The sequence below is a fragment of the Nocardioides nematodiphilus genome, from assembly GCF_020216525.1.
In the GTDB taxonomy this organism is placed as follows: domain Bacteria; phylum Actinomycetota; class Actinomycetes; order Propionibacteriales; family Nocardioidaceae; genus Nocardioides; species Nocardioides nematodiphilus.
Window position 1 is genome coordinate 370,747 of sequence record NZ_JAIWOY010000003.1, and the last position, 16,710, is coordinate 387,456.

At 72.0% G+C, this 16,710-nt stretch carries 16 protein-coding genes and 1 riboswitch; of the genes, 12 read left to right on the plus strand and 4 right to left on the minus strand.

Annotation, left to right across the window (positions count from 1 at the left end; all coding sequences use genetic code 11):
• Positions 1-11: 11 nt before the first annotated feature.
• A complete protein-coding gene (locus tag KSO98_RS07840) occupies positions 12-2,102 on the minus strand; it encodes a putative bifunctional diguanylate cyclase/phosphodiesterase (protein WP_225284573.1) in 2,091 nt (696 codons plus the stop codon).
• 187 nt (positions 2,103-2,289) lie between these two features.
• On the opposite strand from KSO98_RS07840, the gene KSO98_RS07845 reads away from it, so the two are divergent.
• From KSO98_RS07845 to KSO98_RS07870, 6 genes are all read left to right on the plus strand, one after another.
• Complete coding sequence (locus tag KSO98_RS07845) at positions 2,290-4,362, plus strand: primosomal protein N' (RefSeq protein WP_225284574.1); 2,073 nt, start codon at positions 2,290-2,292, stop codon at positions 4,360-4,362.
• Positions 4,363-4,392: 30 nt separating this feature from the next.
• Positions 4,393-4,938, plus strand: a complete 546-nt coding sequence (gene def, locus KSO98_RS07850) for a peptide deformylase (protein WP_225284575.1) — start codon at positions 4,393-4,395, stop codon at positions 4,936-4,938.
• A complete protein-coding gene (gene fmt, locus KSO98_RS07855; protein ID WP_225284576.1) occupies positions 4,938-5,861 on the plus strand; it encodes a methionyl-tRNA formyltransferase in 924 nt (307 codons plus the stop codon). The genes def and fmt overlap by 1 nt, the downstream gene beginning before the upstream one ends.
• Complete coding sequence (locus KSO98_RS07860; RefSeq protein ID WP_225284577.1) at positions 5,842-7,242, plus strand: RsmB/NOP family class I SAM-dependent RNA methyltransferase; 1,401 nt, start codon at positions 5,842-5,844, stop codon at positions 7,240-7,242. The genes fmt and KSO98_RS07860 overlap by 20 nt, the downstream gene beginning before the upstream one ends.
• Positions 7,239-7,856, plus strand: coding sequence for a LysE family translocator (locus tag KSO98_RS07865; protein WP_225284578.1), 618 nt, complete (start codon positions 7,239-7,241; stop codon positions 7,854-7,856). The genes KSO98_RS07860 and KSO98_RS07865 overlap by 4 nt, the downstream gene beginning before the upstream one ends.
• Before the next feature lie 107 nt (positions 7,857-7,963).
• On the plus strand, positions 7,964-8,881 hold the full coding sequence (locus KSO98_RS07870) for a putative endonuclease domain-containing protein (protein WP_225284579.1): 918 nt from the start codon (positions 7,964-7,966) through the stop codon (positions 8,879-8,881).
• Positions 8,882-8,939: 58 nt separating this feature from the next.
• Here the strand turns inward: KSO98_RS07870 and KSO98_RS07875 are convergent, their stop codons facing one another.
• Together KSO98_RS07875 and KSO98_RS07880 are read right to left on the minus strand one after the other, a co-directional pair.
• Entirely contained in the window at positions 8,940-9,788 is an 849-nt protein-coding gene (locus KSO98_RS07875; protein ID WP_225284580.1) for a hypothetical protein, read from the minus strand.
• Positions 9,788-10,288, minus strand: a complete 501-nt coding sequence (locus tag KSO98_RS07880; RefSeq protein ID WP_225284581.1) for a SigE family RNA polymerase sigma factor — start codon at positions 10,286-10,288, stop codon at positions 9,788-9,790. Before KSO98_RS07880 ends, KSO98_RS07875 begins: the two co-directional genes overlap by 1 nt.
• 187 nt (positions 10,289-10,475) lie before the next feature.
• Between KSO98_RS07880 and ligD the strand changes: the two genes are divergently transcribed.
• Positions 10,476-11,438 (plus strand): non-homologous end-joining DNA ligase, encoded by a 963-nt coding sequence (gene ligD, locus KSO98_RS07885; RefSeq protein WP_225284582.1) that lies wholly within the window; start codon positions 10,476-10,478, stop codon positions 11,436-11,438.
• Positions 11,439-11,522: 84 nt separating this feature from the next.
• Here ligD and KSO98_RS07890 read toward each other — a convergent pair whose 3' ends face one another.
• A complete protein-coding gene (locus KSO98_RS07890) occupies positions 11,523-12,089 on the minus strand; it encodes an NADPH-dependent FMN reductase (protein ID WP_225284583.1) in 567 nt (188 codons plus the stop codon).
• A gap of 125 nt (positions 12,090-12,214) precedes the next feature.
• Here KSO98_RS07890 and rpe point away from each other — a divergent pair, with 125 nt between their 5' ends.
• From rpe to ribH, 5 genes are all read left to right on the plus strand, one after another.
• The gene (rpe, locus tag KSO98_RS07895; protein ID WP_225284656.1) at positions 12,215-12,877 is read left to right on the plus strand and encodes a ribulose-phosphate 3-epimerase; all 663 of its coding nucleotides are present in this window, start codon (positions 12,215-12,217) and stop codon (positions 12,875-12,877) included.
• 60 nt (positions 12,878-12,937) lie between these two features.
• Positions 12,938-13,082, plus strand: a riboswitch (FMN riboswitch).
• A 94-nt stretch (positions 13,083-13,176) separates the two neighbouring features.
• Complete coding sequence (gene ribD, locus KSO98_RS07900) at positions 13,177-14,229, plus strand: bifunctional diaminohydroxyphosphoribosylaminopyrimidine deaminase/5-amino-6-(5-phosphoribosylamino)uracil reductase RibD (RefSeq protein ID WP_225284584.1); 1,053 nt, start codon at positions 13,177-13,179, stop codon at positions 14,227-14,229.
• Positions 14,229-14,828 (plus strand): riboflavin synthase, encoded by a 600-nt coding sequence (locus tag KSO98_RS07905; RefSeq protein ID WP_225284585.1) that lies wholly within the window; start codon positions 14,229-14,231, stop codon positions 14,826-14,828. Before ribD ends, KSO98_RS07905 begins: the two co-directional genes overlap by 1 nt.
• 11 nt (positions 14,829-14,839) lie before the next feature.
• Positions 14,840-16,135 (plus strand): bifunctional 3,4-dihydroxy-2-butanone-4-phosphate synthase/GTP cyclohydrolase II, encoded by a 1,296-nt coding sequence (locus KSO98_RS07910; RefSeq protein WP_225284659.1) that lies wholly within the window; start codon positions 14,840-14,842, stop codon positions 16,133-16,135.
• Positions 16,132-16,620 (plus strand): 6,7-dimethyl-8-ribityllumazine synthase, encoded by a 489-nt coding sequence (gene ribH / locus KSO98_RS07915; RefSeq protein ID WP_225284586.1) that lies wholly within the window; start codon positions 16,132-16,134, stop codon positions 16,618-16,620. Before KSO98_RS07910 ends, ribH begins: the two co-directional genes overlap by 4 nt.
• The last annotated feature ends 90 nt before the right edge of the window (positions 16,621-16,710 follow it).

Sequence of the window (16,710 nt, forward strand, 5' to 3'; positions counted from 1 at the left end):
GCGCCGCTCGGTCAGTGAGGGCGCTCGCCGATGATCGGGGCGGCCAGCCCACCCGAGCGCCTGAACTGGCCCGTCCGAGCGATGTCGTCGGGGGACGAGGGTCGGCCGAACAGGAAGCCCTGCGCCTCCAGGCACCCCGCCAGGGTCAGCAGGTCGCGCTGCTCGGGGGTCTCGATGCCCTCGGCGATCACGGTCATGCCGAAGGTCCGGCCGAGGGTGAGCACGGTCTGGATCAGCTCGATCGTCTGCTGGGGGCTGGTGCCGGTCAGGAAGGAGCGGTCGATCTTGAGCCGGTCGAACGGGAAGGACCGCAGCACGTCGAGCGAGGAGTAGCCGACCCCGAAGTCGTCGAGCGCCAGGCCCACTCCCATCGCCTTGAGCTCGACGAGCGTGCGCATCACCTGGTCACGGTCGTTGAAGACGGCCGTCTCGGTCATCTCCAGCTCCAGGCGGTCGGCCGAGAGGCCGGATGCGGCGAGGGCGGCGCGCACGGTGTCGACCAGACCGGGCTCGGAGAGCTGCACGGGGGAGACGTTCACCGACACGCGGTACGGCGGGTCCCAGCGGACCGCCTCGGCGCAGGCCTGGTGCAGCACCCAGGCGCCGATCGTCACGATCAGCCGGCTGGACTCCGCCAGCGGGATGAACTCGGTCGGCGAGACCAGCCCGTGCTTCGGGTGGTCCCAGCGCAGCAGCGCCTCGTACCCGAGGACGTCACCCTTCGGCAGCGCCGTCTGGACCTGGTAGTGCAGCAGGAACTCATCGCGCACCATGGCCTCGCGCAGGTCCGCGAGCAGACCCTGGCGCGAGCGGGTGCGCTCGTCGATGGCCGGGTCGTACAGGCACAGCTGGCTGTACGGGTCGGCCTTGGCGCGGTACAGCGCCAGGTCCGCGTTGCTGATGAGGGTCTCGGCGTCGGTGGCGTCCTCGGGGAAGATCGCCGCGCCGATGCTCGCCTGGGGGCGGATCACGTCGGAGCCGAACTCGATGGGCGCCGACGACACGTCGAGGAGCTCGCGCAGGAACGCGTCCAGCTCCTCCTGCAGCTCCGCGGACTCGAGGCGGTGCAGGGCGACGAACTCGTCGCCGCCGATGCGGGCGATGAAGGTGCCGGGCGAGGCGTCGACCAGGCTGGTCATCCGGTGGCCGAGCGTACGGAGGACCTCGTCGCCGACCGGGTGGCCGCGCAGGTCGTTGATCTCCTTGAACCCGTCGATGTCGATCACCGCCAGCGAGAGCCGGCTGCTGCTCTCCCGGGTCGCGATGATCTCGAGCTCGAGGCGCTCGCCGAGGCTGGTGCGGTTGGGCAGGCCGGTGAGCGAGTCGTGCATCGCCAGGGTCCTGAAGCGCTCGAGGGCGGCGGCGCGGGTGCTGCCGTCGATCAGGTAGCCGACCATGCCGGCGCCGATCGTCGCCAGCGCCATGATCGCGATCGCGACGGCGAGGACGGACTCCGAGTCCCGGTCGATCGAGGAGTCGAGCGTCATCGCGTTGCCGCTGTGGGTGATGCTGAAGGCCCACATCCCGGTGAAGTGCAGCGACAGGATCGCCAGCGCGTACAGCAGGGCCATCGCGTTGCTGCGCGGACGCTCGCCGGTGGGGCGCCCGCCGATGTGCAGCGCGGCGATGCTCAGGCCGCCGCCGAGCACGACCGAGAGCACGACGATGGGCACGCTCCACGAGACCGGCGTGTAGGTGCGCATGGCACTCATGCCGACGTAGTGCATGGTGGCGATCGAGATGCCGACGATGGCACCGCCCACGGCCCGCCGGGAGCCCGTACGGTCGCCGAGGACCGCGACGGTGAAGCCGGCCGCGCTGCCGATCACGGCGATCGTGAGCGACACGAGGGTCGGGGCCCAGGCGATGCCGATCGGCATGTCCGCGTGATAGCCGAGCATCGCGACGAAGTGGGTGCACCAGATGGTGACGCCGCTGGAGACCGAGGTCAGCAGCAGCCAGTCGGCGCGCAGGCCGTCGCCGCTGTTGGCGATGCGCTGGAAGAAGCGCGACGTGGCCCAGGATCCGGCGAGGCACAGCAGCGCCGCAAGACCGATCAGCGCCGGGCTGTGCTCCGCAAACAGATGCGGGGAGTGGATCATCTGGCCTCTTCAATCATCACTGCGTCCGGCTGCCGAGCCCCACCGGATGACGAGCGCAGCGATCACATCATCTGATCGGCAACGGGTTGCCATCTATGAGACCAATGTCCCGGGACTGCCTCTCGTTCGTGTCCGAACGGGCCAGGTGGCCGAACGCGCTGTCGGTGCGCGCTGGTACAACAGCGCCATGGCACCCTCCGCGCACGACGACCAGCTCCTCGAGCTGCCCGGTCTCGTCCGCGACCGAGTGGCCGAGGGGCGGGCGAAGGCGCGCGCGACCAAGCAGCGCAAGGCCGCCGAGGCAGAGGTCACCGAGGTGGACCCGGTCGCGCAGGTGCTGCTCGACCTGCCGTTGGCCCATCTCGACAAGCCCTTCGACTACAGCGTTCCGGTCGCGATGGCCGAGACCGCGCAGCCGGGCGTACGGGTCAAGGTGCGCTTCGCCGGGCAGGACGTGGACGGCTTCGTGGTGGGCCGCGCCGCCACGACGGAGCATGCCGGCGCCCTGAAGCCGCTGCGCCGGGTGGTCAGCGCCGAGCGGGTGCTCTCACCCGAGATCGCGGCCCTGACCGCGGCGGTGGCCGAGCGCTACGCCGGTACCCGCTCCGACGTCCTGCGGCTGGCGGTGCCCGCCCGCCACGCCACGGCCGAGGGGGAGCCACCCGTCGCGCCAGGTGGCCCAGCCCGGTGGGATCCGGCAGCGGCGGAGGAGGCCTGGGCCGGACACGAGCCCGGCGCGACGTACCTGCGCCATCTGCACGACGGCGGTGCCCCGCGCTCGGTGTGGCACGCGGCGGCCGGCACCGACTGGCCGGTGCTGATGGCCCATGCCACGGCGGCGACGCTCGCGGGTGGCCGGGGGAGTCTGCTGGTGGTGCCCGACGGCAAGGCCGTGGCCCGGGTCTCCGCTGCCCTGGGCGCCGTGCTCGGCGACGGTCACCATGTCACCCTCACCGCCGACGCCGGGCCCGCTGAGCGCTATCGGGCGTTCCTGGCCGTCGCGCGGGGCAGCGTCCGGGTCGTCGTCGGCACTCGTGCCGCCGCCTTCGCGCCGGTGCGCGACCTGGGCCTGCTCGGGCTGTGGGACGACGGGGACGGCAACCTCGCCGAGCCCCGTGCGCCCTATCCGCACGCCCGCGAGGTGCTGCTGCTGCGTGCCGAGCAGGAGGCGGCCGGGCTGCTGATCGGTGGCTTCGCCCGGACCGTGGAGGCCGACCAGCTGCTGCGGACCGGCTGGGCACATCGGATCGCTCCGACCCGGGCGCTGGCCCGCGGCCGCGTCACCGTCGGCGTCACCGGCGCCACCGACTTCGACCTGGAGCGCGATCCGCTGGCCCGCGTCTCGCGCGTGCCCCGCGATGCCTTCGCCACGATCAAGACGGCGCTCGAGGCCGGACCGGTGCTCGTCCAGACGCCGCGGCGCGGCTACGCCGCGGCACTGGCGTGCGACACGTGCCGGACGTCCGCGCGGTGCCCGGCCTGCACGGGGCCGCTGCGGCTCAGCGGGCCGGTCGCCCCGCCGGAGTGCGGCTGGTGCGGCGCCGTGGCCGAGTCCTGGTCCTGCGCCGTCTGTGGTGGGCGAGGGCTGCGGGCACCGATCGTCGGGGAGGCCCGGACCGCCGAGGAGCTCGGCCGGGCGTTCCCGGGCGTGCGGGTCGCCGGCTCGAGCGGCGATCGGCTCCTGACGCGGGTCAAGGCCGGGCCCTCGATCGTGGTGGCCACACCGGGGGCCGAGCCTCCGGCCGACGGCGGTTACGCCGCCGTGCTGCTGCTCGACACCTGGCTCCTGCTGGGGCACCCCGATCTGCGCACCGAGGAGGAGGCGCTGCGCCGCTGGAGCAACGCCGCCGGTCTGGTCGCACCCGGCGGACGGGTGCTGATCGTCGGCGACCCGGCGCATCCGACCACCCAGGCGCTGGTTCGTTGGGATCAGCCCGGCTTCGCCGGACGCGAGGCCGAGCAGCGCGCGCTCGCGCATCTGCCGCCCGCCTCGCGGCTCGCCTCCCTCACCGGTGCGCCCGGCGCGCTCGCCGACGCCCGCACCCTGCTCGACCTGCCGGAGCACGCCGAGCTGCTCGGCCCGGTGCCGCTGGCCGCGGGCGCCGAGGTGGGCGAGGACGACGAGGAGCAGCGACTCGTCGTCCGGGTCCCGCGAGGGGAGGGGCCGGCGCTGTCGGCGGCCCTCGGCGAGCTGCAGCGGCTCCGCTCCGCGCGCCGACTCGAGCCGGTCCGCGTCCAGGTCGATCCGCCGAGTCTCTGACCCGCCCGTCGGGTCCATAGGATGGAGGGCATGGCCATCCAGCCCATCCGCCTCTTCGGCGATCCCGTCCTGCGCCGCCGCGCCGACGAGGTCGTCGACTTCGACAAGGAGCTGCGCAAGCTCGTCGAGGACCTCACCGACACCATGCTCGACGCGCCCGGCGCCGGCCTGGCCGCGCCCCAGATCGGCGTCGGCCTGCGGGTCTTCACCTGGAACGTCGACGACGAGGTCGGTCACCTGATCAACCCGCGTCTCGAGCTCTCGGAGGAGTGCCAGGACGGCGGCGAGGGCTGCCTGTCCCTGCCGGGCCTGACGTACGACACCAAGCGCGCGCTCCACGTGGTCGCGCACGGGTTCAACATGCACGGCGACGAGGTCACCATCGAGGGCTCCGAGCTGCTCGCCCGTGCGATCCAGCACGAGACCGACCACCTCGACGGCGTGCTGTTCATCGACCGTCTCGACGACGCCGCCCGCAAGGCCGCGATGCGTGAGATCCGCGAGTCGGAGTGGTTCGGGCTCGAGAAGCCGACCGTCAAGGTCAGCCCGCACGCGACGTTCGGGTCGGGCCGCTGATGCGCGTCGTCTTCGCCGGCACCCCCGAGGTGGCCGTGCCCTCGCTCGACGCGATCGCCGACAGCCAGCACGAGCTGGTCGGCGTCGTCACCCGCCCGGACGCGGCCGCCGGCCGCGGCCGCAAGCTGGTCGCCTCCCCGGTCGCCCAGCGCGCCGAGGAGCTCGGCATCCCGGTGCTCAAGCCGGAGCACCCGCGCGACCCGGAGTTCCAGGAAGCGCTCAAGGCGCTCGATCCGGACGTCTGCCCGGTGGTCGCGTACGGCGCCCTGCTGCCGCAGTCCGCCCTCGACATCCCCGAGCACGGCTGGGTCAACCTGCACTTCTCGCTGCTGCCCGCCTACCGTGGCGCGGCCCCTGTGCAGCGCGCGATCTGGGAGGGCGAGGAGATCACCGGTGCCACCACCTTCCGGATCGTCAAGGAGCTCGACGCGGGTCCCACGTACGGCCTGATGACGCAGCTCATCCGCCCCGAGGACACCGCCGGCACGCTGCTGGCCAAGCTCGCCGAGGGTGGCGCGGGCCTTCTGGTCGCCACCCTCGACGGCCTCGCCGACGGGTCGCTGGTCGCGCGCGACCAACCCACCGACGGCGTCACCTACGCCGCCAAGATCAACCCCGAGGACGCCCAGCTCACCTGGAGCCATCCGGCCGCCGGCATCGAGCGCCAGGTCCGGGCCTGCACGCCCGCGCCCGGCGCCTGGACGCTGCTCGAGGGGGAGCGGTTCAAGATCGGCCCGGTCACCCTGACCGACGAGCAGCTCGCGCCCGGCACCCTCGAGGTCCGCAAGAACGACGTCCTCGTCGGCACCGGCACCGTCGCGGTCCGGCTCGGCCTGGTCAAGGCGTTCGGCAAGAAGGAGATGGCGGCCGCCGACTGGGCACGCGGAGCGCGGGTGGAGACCGGTGTCCGGTTCGACGGGTAACTACCGCAACAAGCGTCGTGGCGGGCGCCCCGGTGCACCGCCGAAGGCGAGCCGTGCGCCGATCGATCCCGCTCGGCTGGCCGCGTTCGAGGTGCTGAAGGCCGTCCGCGTCGATGACGCGTACGCCAATCTCGCCCTCCCGCACGTCCTGTCCCGCCTCGGGCTGAGCGGTCGCGACGCCGCGTTCGCCACCGAGCTCGCCTCCGGCACGCTGCGCGGGATCGGGACGTACGACGCCGTGCTCGCCCGCTGCATCGACCGGCCGCTGGCCAAGGTCGAGGCGAAGGTCCTCGATGCGCTCCGCCTGGGTGCGCACCAGCTCCTCGCGATGCGCGTGCCGAGCCACGCCGCCATCGCGACCACGGTCGACCTGGTGAAGTCGAAGGTCGGCCCCGGCGCCGGCGGCTTCGCCAACGCCGTGCTGCGCAAGGTGGCCGCCAAGCCGCTCGCCGAGTGGACCGCGGACCTGCCGCTGCCCGAGCGCACCTCCCACCCGGCGTGGATCGTCGACGTGCTCCGGGATGCCGTCGGCGCCGATGAGATCGAGGCGCTGCTCGCGGCCGACAACGAGCCACCGCGGGTCACGCTGGTGGCGCGCCCGGGCCGCGCGACGCCGCAGGAGCTGGCCGAGACCGACGGCAGCGAGCGGACTCGCTTCTCCCCGTACGGCGTCACGCTCTCCGGCGGCTCTCCGGTCGGCATCGCCGCCGTCGCCGAGGGCCGCGCCGGCGTGCAGGACGAGGGCTCCCAGCTGGTCGCGCTCGCCCTGACCGAGGCGCGCCTCGACGGCCGCGACACCCGCTGGCTCGACCTCTGCGCCGGCCCCGGCGGCAAGGCCGCCCTGCTCGACGCCCTCGCCGCGCAGGCGGGCGCCACCTTGGTCGGCAACGAGCGCCAGCCGCACCGCGCCGGCCTGGTCAAGGGCAACGGCGTGGCCAGCGTCGTCGCCGCCGACGGCACCCGGCCTCCGTTCCGCCCCGGCACGTTCGACCGCGTCCTCGTCGACGCGCCGTGCTCCGGCCTCGGCGCGCTGCGCCGTCGCCCCGAGGCGCGCTGGCGGCGCAAGCTCGCCGACATCACCGAGCTGGTGCCGCTCCAGGAGGACCTGCTCCGCTCCGCGCTGGACCTCGTCCGCCCCGGCGGCGTCGTCGTCTACGCGACCTGCAGCCCGGCCCTGGCCGAGACCCGCGCGGTCGTCGAGGCCGTGCTGGGTGAGGACCCGACGCTCACGCTCGAGCCGACCGCAGGCGTCGTCGCAGAAATCAGTGACGCCGAGGGGCCGCTGCCCGGTACGGTCCAGCTCTGGCCGCACCGACACGGCACCGACGCCATGTTCATCGCGGTGCTCCGCAAGGCCGCGCTCGACGACGAGGACCGATGAACCACTACCTGACCTTCCTGGTCTTCGCGCTGCTGATCGCACTCGCGCCGGGCCCCGACACGTTCATCACGCTGCGGGTCACCGTCGCCGGCGGCCGTCACCGGGGTCTGTGGACGGTCGCCGGGATCATCGCTGCCAACGTCGTCCTCGGCGTGCTCGCCGCGACCGGGCTCGGCGCGGTGATCACCAACGCGCACACCGTCTTCCTGTGCCTGCGCATCGTCGGTGTCGTCTACCTGGCCTGGCTCGGACTGCAGGCCGTCGTCGGGGCGCTGCGCGGCGGGGGAGACGGCTGGCAGGCCGCCGGCAGCGGTCGGCTGGCGCCGCACCACGCGATGCGGCAGGGCTTCATCTCGACCTTCACCAACCCGAAGGCACTGGCGTTCTACCTCGCGGTGCTGCCGCCGTTCGTGGGCCGCCACCCGAGCCTGGGCACGCTGATGGCGTACGCCCTGACCCTGGCCGTGCTCGGCGCGATCTACCTGGTGACCGTCGCCCTGGTCGCCGACAAGGCGATGAGCTTGATCAAGCAGGACAAGGTCCGGCGCTGGATCGACGGCGTCGTCGGCATGATCATGCTGGGCTTCGCCGGCGCCCTCGCGCTCGACGAGTGATGGCGTTGTGAGTGCCAGCGCACGCCAGGGCGTGCGCTGAGACTCACAACAGGGGGCCTGTGGAGAGCTCCCGATGTGGTCGTGGGATCTCGGGCAGGCTGAGTCGCATGACGGAGAGCTCGTGGCGAGACATCGCGCGGGCGCAGTGCGGTCTCATCACGCGAGCGCAGCTGGCGTCGGTCGGCATCCGGCGCAGTGGTGTCTCCCACCGGATAGCGTCCGAGCGATGGCAGCTGCTCTCGGCCACCGTCATCGCGACGACGACCGGCGAGCTGACGCGAGCCCAGCGCCTGTGGCATGCGGTCCTCCACGCCGGTGACGGCGCGCTGGCGGGCGGCCTCACCGCCGCGGAGGACGCCGGGCTGCGGAACTGGTCTCGCGAGACGTTGACGGTCTTCGTGCCCTACGTCAACGATGTGCCCGCACCGCTCCCGGGGATCTCGTTCGTCAGGTCACGTCGCGACCTGGGTGCGATGCGGGCAACTGACTCGGCCCCGCCTGCGATCCGGATCGAGCCGGCGATCCTGCTCTTCGCCTCGGCCGATCGCTCGGAGCGGACCGCGCAGGGTGTGGTCGCAGCGGCCGTCCAACAGCAGCACAGCACCCCGGACGCTCTGCTCGAGTGGATCGATTGGCTCCGCCCACTCCGCCGCGCCGATGCCCTGCGCCGCGCACTGCAGGAGATCGCGGGCGGAGCACAGTCGGTCGCGGAGCTCGACATCCGCAGGTTCTGCCGCCGGTACGGCTTCGCGATGCCGCGGCGCCAAGTGAAGCGCAGTGACGCGTCGGGACGTGTGCGCTACACCGACTGCGAGTGGGACCTGCCAGGAGGGGTGGTCGCCGTCCTCGAGATCGACGGCTCCTTCCACATGGAGGTGGAGCACTGGGAAGATGACATCGCCCGGCAGCGGGCGTTGACCTCGCCGAACCGGCTCGTCATCCGCTGCACGGCACGCGAGCTGCGCGAGGACGATGCGGGCCTGGCCCGTGATCTGCGCCGGCTCGGCGTGCCGCGAGCGGCATGAGTCGGCGTTGTGAGTGTCAGCGCACGCCAGGGCGTGCGCTGACACTCACCACTCGGGGTCACTTCCAGGTGAGGGACGCCCCGAGCGCCTGGATCTCGACGTCCGTGGTGCCCTGGCCGCCCTGGATGGTGACGAAGACCCCGTCGTGGACCTCGCTGGTCCAGGTCAGGGGGTCCGCGCCCTTGTCCGGCTGGCCGGACCACGCGGCGTAGTCCTTCGCGGCGCGCCACACGATGCCGGCGACGGCGCCGTGCGGCCCCTCGAGCGTCGCCTTGTCGTCGGCGACCGGGCCGACGAGCTTCCAGCCCGGGAGGTGGACGGCGACGTCCTGGCCCTGGTAGATCGGCTGGATCAACGGGTCGGAGGCGGGCAGCGCATACGTCAGCCCCTGGTACGCCGCGAGCTGGGGCGAGTCGAAGCTCGAGCTCCACGAGTCTTCGATGGCCGCGGCGGGTCCGACGAGCACGACCGCGAAGCCGGTGCCCGGTCCCGGGATCGTCGAGGACCCCTCGATGGCGTACTTCTTCGGCAGGACGCAGTCGGGGCTGACACCGGCCTCGCCCGACGGCTTCGTCGACGTGCAGGCGACGACCGTGCCGGTGACGCCCTGGCCCAGGTCGAAGGTCTGGCCCGCCCGCAGCGGTGCGGGTCCGGTCGGGGAGGCGTTCGCCGGACCGCTCGCCGCGGGTGCCAGGTCATCGCGCGCCGTGCCGGAGCCGGCCTGCGTGCCGGCCATGACAGCGCCCGCTGACGCGATCGCGGCGACCGCGAGGCCGACTCCGGCGTACGACATCCGCCGGCGGCGCTGGAGCCGCTGTCCGTCCCGGATCGCACCGGCCAGGAGCCGGTCGACATCGGGGCGCTCGCCGTCGACGGAAGCATGCATCAAGGAGTTGAGGTCGTTCATCACAAGATCCCTTCGAGGTCGCGCACGAGCGGCCGCAGCCGGTCGATGGCGCGTTTGGCACGGGTACGGACGGCGGTCTCGGTCAGCCCGAGATCATGCGCCGTCTCGGTGACGGAGCGGTCCTCCCAGTAGCGCGCGACCAGCACGGCCCGGTCGGTCGGCGACAGCTGCGCCAACGCAGCCAGCAGGTCGACACGGGTGCTGGGGTCGGCATCGCTCGCGCCCTCGCGGGCGAGCGTCTCGGTCAGGTCGGCGGCGCGGCCGGGCGTCTCGCCCGTACGTCGCAATCGCCGGTGGGAGAGGAACGTGTTCATCAGGATGGTGCGGGTGTAGCCCACCGGGTTCCCGGCGCGGCTCACCTTCTTCCAACCGGCGAAGACCTTGGCGTAGGTGGACTGCGTCAGGTCCTCGGCCAGGTGGTGGTCGCCGGTCAGCAGCAGCGCGGTCCGATAGAGCTGGGCACTGGTCGTCTGGACGAACGACGCGAACTCCTCGGCCATGATGCTCCTCTGCTCGACGCTCACATCCACTCTGACGCCTCGACTCCACCATCATGTGGCACCCACGACGCGACGAATCTGATTAACCTGCGAGATGTGACGACGACGCCGCCGGCCTGGCACATCGACCCGCAGGATCCGAGCAGGATCATCCGGGCGGTCTCCGCGGCCCAGGGGCAGACCGCTCATGGGTGACGCGATCGAGGTCGAGGTCGACTCGCGGATCATCAGGATCTCGAACCCCGACCGGATCTACTTCCCGGAGATCAACGCGACCAAGCACGACCTAGTCGACTACTACCTCGCCGTCGGACCCGGGATCGTCAAGGCCCTCTACGAGCGTCCGTGCATGCTGCACCGCTTCCCCAAGGGCGTGCTCGGCGAGCCGGGGGAGAAGGTCCACCAGAAGCGGATCCCGTCCGGGGCACCCGACTGGGTCGAGACCGTCGAGCTCTTCTTCCCGCGCTGGAAGCGGACCGCCGACGAGCTGTGCGTGACCGAGCTCGGCTCGGTGATCTGGGCCGTCCAGATGTCGACGGTGGAGTTCCACCCCTGGAACAGTCGTCGTGCGGACACCGAGCAGCCCGACGAGTGGCGCATCGACCTGGACCCGGGGGAGGAGTGCGACTACGACCGGGTCCGTCGGGTCGCGCACGTCGCGCACGAGGTCCTCGACGAGCTCGGCGCGGTCGGCTACCCCAAGACGAGCGGCAGCAAAGGGATCCACATCTACGTCCGGATCAAGCCGGAGCACGGCTTCCAGGACGTACGACGCGCGGCGCTGGCCTTCGCCCGCGAGGTCGAGCGTCGTGCGCCAGCGGACGTCACCACGGCCTGGTGGCGCAAGGACCGCGACCCGGCCGCGGTCTTCGTGGACTACAACCAGAACACCCGCGACCACACGATCGCCTCGGCCTACTCCGTGCGCGGTCTCCCGGACGCCCGCGTGTCGACGCCGATCCGCTGGGAGGAGATCGACGACGCCGACCCCCGTGACTTCACCATCCTCACGGTGCCGAAGCGCTTCGCGAAGATCGGCGACCTCCACGCCGACATCGACGACCACGTCTTCGACATCCGCCCCCTGCTCGAGTGGTCCGACCGCGACGAGCGCGACGGCCAGGAGACTGCCGGCACTGACGAAGCCTGAGCCCGCGGCGGAGCAACAGGTGAGAAAACGGGTGTCACGCCGAGGCCGAGGCCCACGTTCTCACCTGTTGCCCCGGTTGCCGCGCTACTTGCGTGGGATGACCGTCAGGACCCGCTCGATGTGGTTGCGGAACTCGCGCATGTAGTTCTCCAGGAACTCCGCGCTGGCGTCGTTGGTGACCTCACCGTCCGCGGTGATGAGGCCGGGGGTGAGCTGGATGTAGGCCTCCGGGGCGGTCATCTGGCGGGCGTTGCAGAAGCTCAGCACCGAGCGCAGCGACTGCTGGGCCACCGCGGTGCCGATGGCGCCCGGGGAGGCGCCGATGACGGCGGCCGGGACGTGGTCGAAGGAGTTCGTGCCCCACGGCCGCGAGGCCCAGTCGATCGCGTTCTTGAGCGCGCCGGGGATCGAGCGGTTGTACTCCGGGGTGACGAACATGACCGCCTCCGAGCGCCGGATCGCGTCCTTGAGCGCGGTGGCCTCGGGCGGGTAGTTCGCATCGAAGTCGGGGCTGTAGAGCGGGAGGTTCCCGATGGGGATCTCGGTGAACTCCAGGTCGTCCGGCGCGAGCCGGATCAGCGCCTTGCTGAGCACCCGGTTGATCGAGTTCGAGGAGAGACTGCCGATGAAGTAGCCGACCTGGTAGGCCATGTCACGCTCCTTGGTAGAGGGGTCGGGCCCACTCTCGTCCGCTTCACCTGGCCCGACAAGCGCCCGGAACGATCCAAGTCGCCTGCGCGCCACGACGCACTAGGCTCCCCGGCGTGACGTCCCACATGCAGATCACCCCCAGCATCCTCAACGCCGACTTCGCGAACCTCGCCGGCGAGATCGCGCGGATCCCCAGCGCCGACTGGGTGCACGTGGATGTGATGGACAACCACTTCGTGCCGAACCTGACCTTCGGCCCGACGATGGTCGAGGCGCTCTCGAAGGCCACCGACGTCCCGCTCGACGCGCATCTGATGATCGCCGACGCCGACCGGCACGCGCCGGCATACGCCGAGGCCGGCGCCGGCAGCGTCACCTTCCACGTCGAGGCCGCCGCTGCGCCCGTACGGCTCGCGCGCGAGATCCGCAAGCAGGGCGCCCGCGCCTCGATGGCGCTCAAGCCCGCCACCCCGATCGAGCCGTACGAGGACCTGCTCGCCGAGCTCGACATGGTCCTGATCATGACCGTGGAGCCCGGCTTCGGCGGGCAGAAGTTCCTCGACCTGTGCCTGCCCAAGATCCGTCGCGCCCGCGCCCTGATGCACAAGCACGGCCTCGAGACCTGGCTGCAGGTCGACGGCGGTGTCAGCCTGGAGACCATCGAGCGCTGCGCCGAGGCCGGCGCCGACGTCTTCGTCGCCGGCTCGGCCGTCTACTCGGCCGACGACCCGGACGCGATGGTCAGCGCCCTGCGCGCGAGTGCCGCGAGCGCCTCGACGCTGCCGTGACGCAGCCCACGATTGTCTAGCGGCGGGCTGTGCTTAAATGTGTGCACACGAGTGAACAACTCGCGTGCTCTGGGGGCGGTGGAAATCCGCACCGGCGGTGATCGACGAGAGTCGGAAGTCCGCGACCCGGCCGCAGCCAGCGTCCGGTTGACCAGGTGAGAGTCCTGGACCGACGGTCAAAGTCCGGATGGAAAGAAGCACGCAGTCACCGCTCGACCCGGAGGTCCCGTACGTGGGGCGTCGGGCGTCGGCCGTGATCAGCCCCGGAGTCCGCGCAGTACGGACAGGAGGGGCCAACGATGAGCAGTGCGACCGACGTCGAGATCGCCGCGATGCGCCGTGCCCTCGAGCTCGCCGCCCTGGGACCGTTCAGCCCCAACCCCCGCGTCGGCTGCGTCCTGCTCGCCGATGACGGCACCACCGTCGCCGAGGGCCATCACCGCGGCGCCGGCACCGCCCATGCCGAGGCCGACGCTCTCAACCAGGCGGGCGAGCGCGCCCGCGGCACGACCGCGGTCGTCACCCTCGAGCCGTGCAACCACACCGGTCGCACCGGCCCGTGCTCCCGTCGCCTCATCGAGGCGGGCGTACGCCGTGTCGTGTTCGCCCAGCCCGACCCCAACCCGCTGGCCACCGGGGGAGCAGAGACCCTCCGCGGCGCGGGCCTCGAGGTCGTCTCGGGCGTGCTCGAGGAGGAGTCCCGGCACCTCAACCGGGTCTGGTCCCGCGCCCTCGAGCTCGGCCGCCCGTTCGTCACCTGGAAGTTCGCCACCACCCTCGACGGGCGCAGCGCGGCCGCCGACGGCACGTCGCGCTGGGTCTCCTCCACCGCGGCCCGTCTGGACACCCACCGGCTGCGCGCCCAGTGCGACACGATGCTGGTCGGCACCAACACCATCGCGATCGACGACCCGTTGCTCACCGTCCGCGACGCCGCCGGCGAGCCACTCGAGCACCAGCCGCTGCGGGCCGTGATGGGCCTGCGCGACCTGGCCGCCACCAGCAGCGTCTTCAACGACGACGCCGAGACCGTCCGGCTGCGCACCCACGACCCGCGCGCGGCCCTGGCCGAGCTCTGGGCGCTCGAGCGCCGCCACGTCTTCCTCGAGGGCGGCCCGACGCTCGCCGCCGCGTTCATCCGCGCCGGCCTGATCGACGAGATCGTCACCTACGTCGCACCGATGCTCCTGGGCGCCGGCCGCAACGCGGTCGCCGATCTCGGAATCTCGACGATCGCGGCGGCGTTGCGCCCCCGAGTCACCGACATCACCGTCCTCGACCCGGCCGCGCCGGGCGAGGAGCCCAACGTCCGGATCACCCTGACCCCGGACACGAAGACAGAGGAGAGCTGATGTTCACCGGCATCGTCGAGGAGCTCGGCATCATCGCCGCGATCGAGGACCAGGGGGACGCGATCCGCCTGACGGTCAGCGCCGCCACCGTCCTGCAGGACGCGGCGCTCGGCGACTCGATCGCTGTCAACGGCTGCTGCCTCACCGTCGCCACGCGGGACGACGGCACCTGGACCGCCGACGTCATGCAGGAGACCCTCGACAAGACCTCGCTGCGCGGCATCGCCGTCGGCGACGTGGTCAACCTCGAGCGTGCCGTCACCCCCCAGACCCGGCTCGGCGGCCACATCGTGCAGGGCCACGTCGACGGCGTCGGCGAGATCCTCGCCCGCACCCCGAGCGAGCACTGGGAGGTCGTCGAGGTCTCCCTGCCCGCGCACCTGGCCCGTTACCTCGTCGACAAGGGCTCGATCACCGTCGACGGCGTCAGCCTCACGGTCGTGGAGGCCAAGGACGCGAGCTTCACGGTGAGCCTCATCCCCGAGACCCTCGCCCGCACCACCCTCGGTCGTCGCCAGGTCGGCGACCGGGTCAACCTCGAGGCAGACGTCCTCGCCAAGCACGTCGAGAAGCTGCTGCAGTCAGGAGTCACCCAGTGAGCGACCAGAACATCGAGCCGGCCACCGCCCCGGTCCACGGCCAGGCCCAGCACGGCGGCGTACGGCTCGACTCCGTCGAGCGCGCCATCGCAGACATCGCCGCCGGCAAGGCCGTCGTGGTCGTCGACGACGAGGGCCGCGAGAACGAGGGCGACATCATCTTCGCCGCCGCCAAGGCGACCCCGGAGCTGATGGCCTTCACCATCCGTCACTCCTCCGGTGTGATCTGCGTGCCGATGCCCGGCCCGATGCTCGACCGCCTCGAGATCCCGCTGATGACGCCGCACAACCGCGACAAGCTCCGCACGGCGTACACGATCTCGGTGGACGCCCGCGACGGCGTCTCCACCGGCATCTCGGCCGCCGACCGCGCGCACACCGCCCGCGTCCTCGCCGACTCGGCGACCGAGCCGTGGGAGCTGACCCGCCCGGGTCACGTCTTCCCGCTGCGCTACCGCGAGGGCGGCGTCCTGGTCCGCCGCGGTCACACCGAGGCCGCCGTCGACCTGGCGATGCTCGCCGGGCTCACCCCGGCCGGCGTCCTGGTCGAGGTCGTCAACGACGACGGCACCATGAAGCGCGCCACCGAGCTGCGCGAGTTCGCCGACGAGCACGGCCTGGCGATGATCTCCATCGAGGATCTCGTCCGCTACCGCCGCCGCGTCGAGGTGCTGGTCGAGCGCAAGGCCGAGACCCAGCTCCCGACCAAGTACGGCGCGTTCACCGCGTACGGCTACACGGTCACGACCGACCGCTCCGAGCACGTCGCGCTGGTGTACGGCGACATCTCGGGTGACGCCCCGGTCCTGACCCGCGTGCACTCCGAGTGCCTGACCGGCGACGTGTTCGGCTCCGAGCGGTGCGACTGCGGTCCGCAGCTCGACGAGGCGATGGAGCGCATCGTCGCCGAGGGCCGCGGCGTGGTGGTCTACCTGCGTGGGCACGAGGGCCGCGGCATCGGCCTGGTCGCCAAGCTGCAGGCCTACCAGCTCCAGGACGGCGGCCGCGACACCGTGGACGCCAACCTGGACCTCGGCCTGCCCGCCGACGCGCGTCACTACGGCGCCGCGACCCAGATCCTGCGTGACCTCGGTGTCACCAACGTCCGGCTGATGACCAACAACCCGGACAAGATCAGCAACCTCGAGGACTACGGCATCGCGGTCGCGGAGCGGGTCGCGCTGACGCCGCACCCCAACGACCACAACATCAACTACCTGCTGACCAAGCGCGACCGGATGGGCCACGTCCTGCCCGGTCTCGAGCAGCTCGCCACCCACCACCAGACCGAGGAGCAGGACGCATGAGCGGCCACGGAGCACCCCAGACCCAGATCGCCGACTGCCACGACCTCCGCGTCGCGGTCGTGGCCGCCTCGTGGCACGAGGTCGTCATGGACGGCCTCATCGCCGGCGCCCAGCGAGCCCTGGACGACCACAAGGTCGAGGTCCCCGTCGTGGTCCGTGTCCCGGGCACCTTCGAGCTGCCTGTCGTCGCCGACGCGCTCGCCCGGGAGGGCTACGACGCCGTCATCGCCCTGGGCGTGGTCATCCGTGGCGGCACGCCGCACTTCGACTACGTCTGCTCGGCGGCCACCGACGGTCTCAACCGGGTCGCCCTGGACCACTCCGTACCGGTCGGCTTCGGCGTCCTGACCTGCGACAACGAGCAGCAGGCGCTCGACCGCGCGGGCCTTGAGGGCTCCGCGGAGGACAAGGGGTACGAGGCCACCGCCGCCGCCCTCGCGACCGCGCTCACGCTCAAGAAGATCAAGAGCCACCTGCTCGGCTGATCGGCACCGGCGATTTGGCCGGGGCGATGGTGGTCTGCCTACTCTCGTAGGGTCCTGGGACCCCCGGGACGGCTGCCGCGTGACGCCGAG

What these genes read in the sequence shown, in the direction of transcription:
- KSO98_RS07840 (WP_225284573.1), bottom strand. Translation starts at nt 2,102, where the DNA reads ATGATCCACTCCCCGCATCTGTTTGCGGAGCACAGCCCGGCGCTGATC.
- KSO98_RS07845 (WP_225284574.1), top strand. Translation starts at nt 2,290, where the DNA reads ATGGCACCCTCCGCGCACGACGACCAGCTCCTCGAGCTGCCCGGTCTC.
- def (WP_225284575.1), top strand. Translation starts at nt 4,393, where the DNA reads ATGGCCATCCAGCCCATCCGCCTCTTCGGCGATCCCGTCCTGCGCCGC.
- fmt (WP_225284576.1), top strand. Translation starts at nt 4,938, where the DNA reads ATGCGCGTCGTCTTCGCCGGCACCCCCGAGGTGGCCGTGCCCTCGCTC.
- KSO98_RS07865 (WP_225284578.1), top strand. Translation starts at nt 7,239, where the DNA reads ATGAACCACTACCTGACCTTCCTGGTCTTCGCGCTGCTGATCGCACTC.
- KSO98_RS07870 (WP_225284579.1), top strand. Translation starts at nt 7,964, where the DNA reads ATGACGGAGAGCTCGTGGCGAGACATCGCGCGGGCGCAGTGCGGTCTC.
- KSO98_RS07875 (WP_225284580.1), bottom strand. Translation starts at nt 9,788, where the DNA reads ATGAACGACCTCAACTCCTTGATGCATGCTTCCGTCGACGGCGAGCGC.
- KSO98_RS07880 (WP_225284581.1), bottom strand. Translation starts at nt 10,288, where the DNA reads ATGGCCGAGGAGTTCGCGTCGTTCGTCCAGACGACCAGTGCCCAGCTC.
- ligD (WP_225284582.1), top strand. Translation starts at nt 10,476, where the DNA reads ATGGGTGACGCGATCGAGGTCGAGGTCGACTCGCGGATCATCAGGATC.
- KSO98_RS07890 (WP_225284583.1), bottom strand. Translation starts at nt 12,089, where the DNA reads ATGGCCTACCAGGTCGGCTACTTCATCGGCAGTCTCTCCTCGAACTCG.
- rpe (WP_225284656.1), top strand. Translation starts at nt 12,215, where the DNA reads ATGCAGATCACCCCCAGCATCCTCAACGCCGACTTCGCGAACCTCGCC.
- ribD (WP_225284584.1), top strand. Translation starts at nt 13,177, where the DNA reads ATGAGCAGTGCGACCGACGTCGAGATCGCCGCGATGCGCCGTGCCCTC.
- KSO98_RS07905 (WP_225284585.1), top strand. Translation starts at nt 14,229, where the DNA reads ATGTTCACCGGCATCGTCGAGGAGCTCGGCATCATCGCCGCGATCGAG.
- ribH (WP_225284586.1), top strand. Translation starts at nt 16,132, where the DNA reads ATGAGCGGCCACGGAGCACCCCAGACCCAGATCGCCGACTGCCACGAC.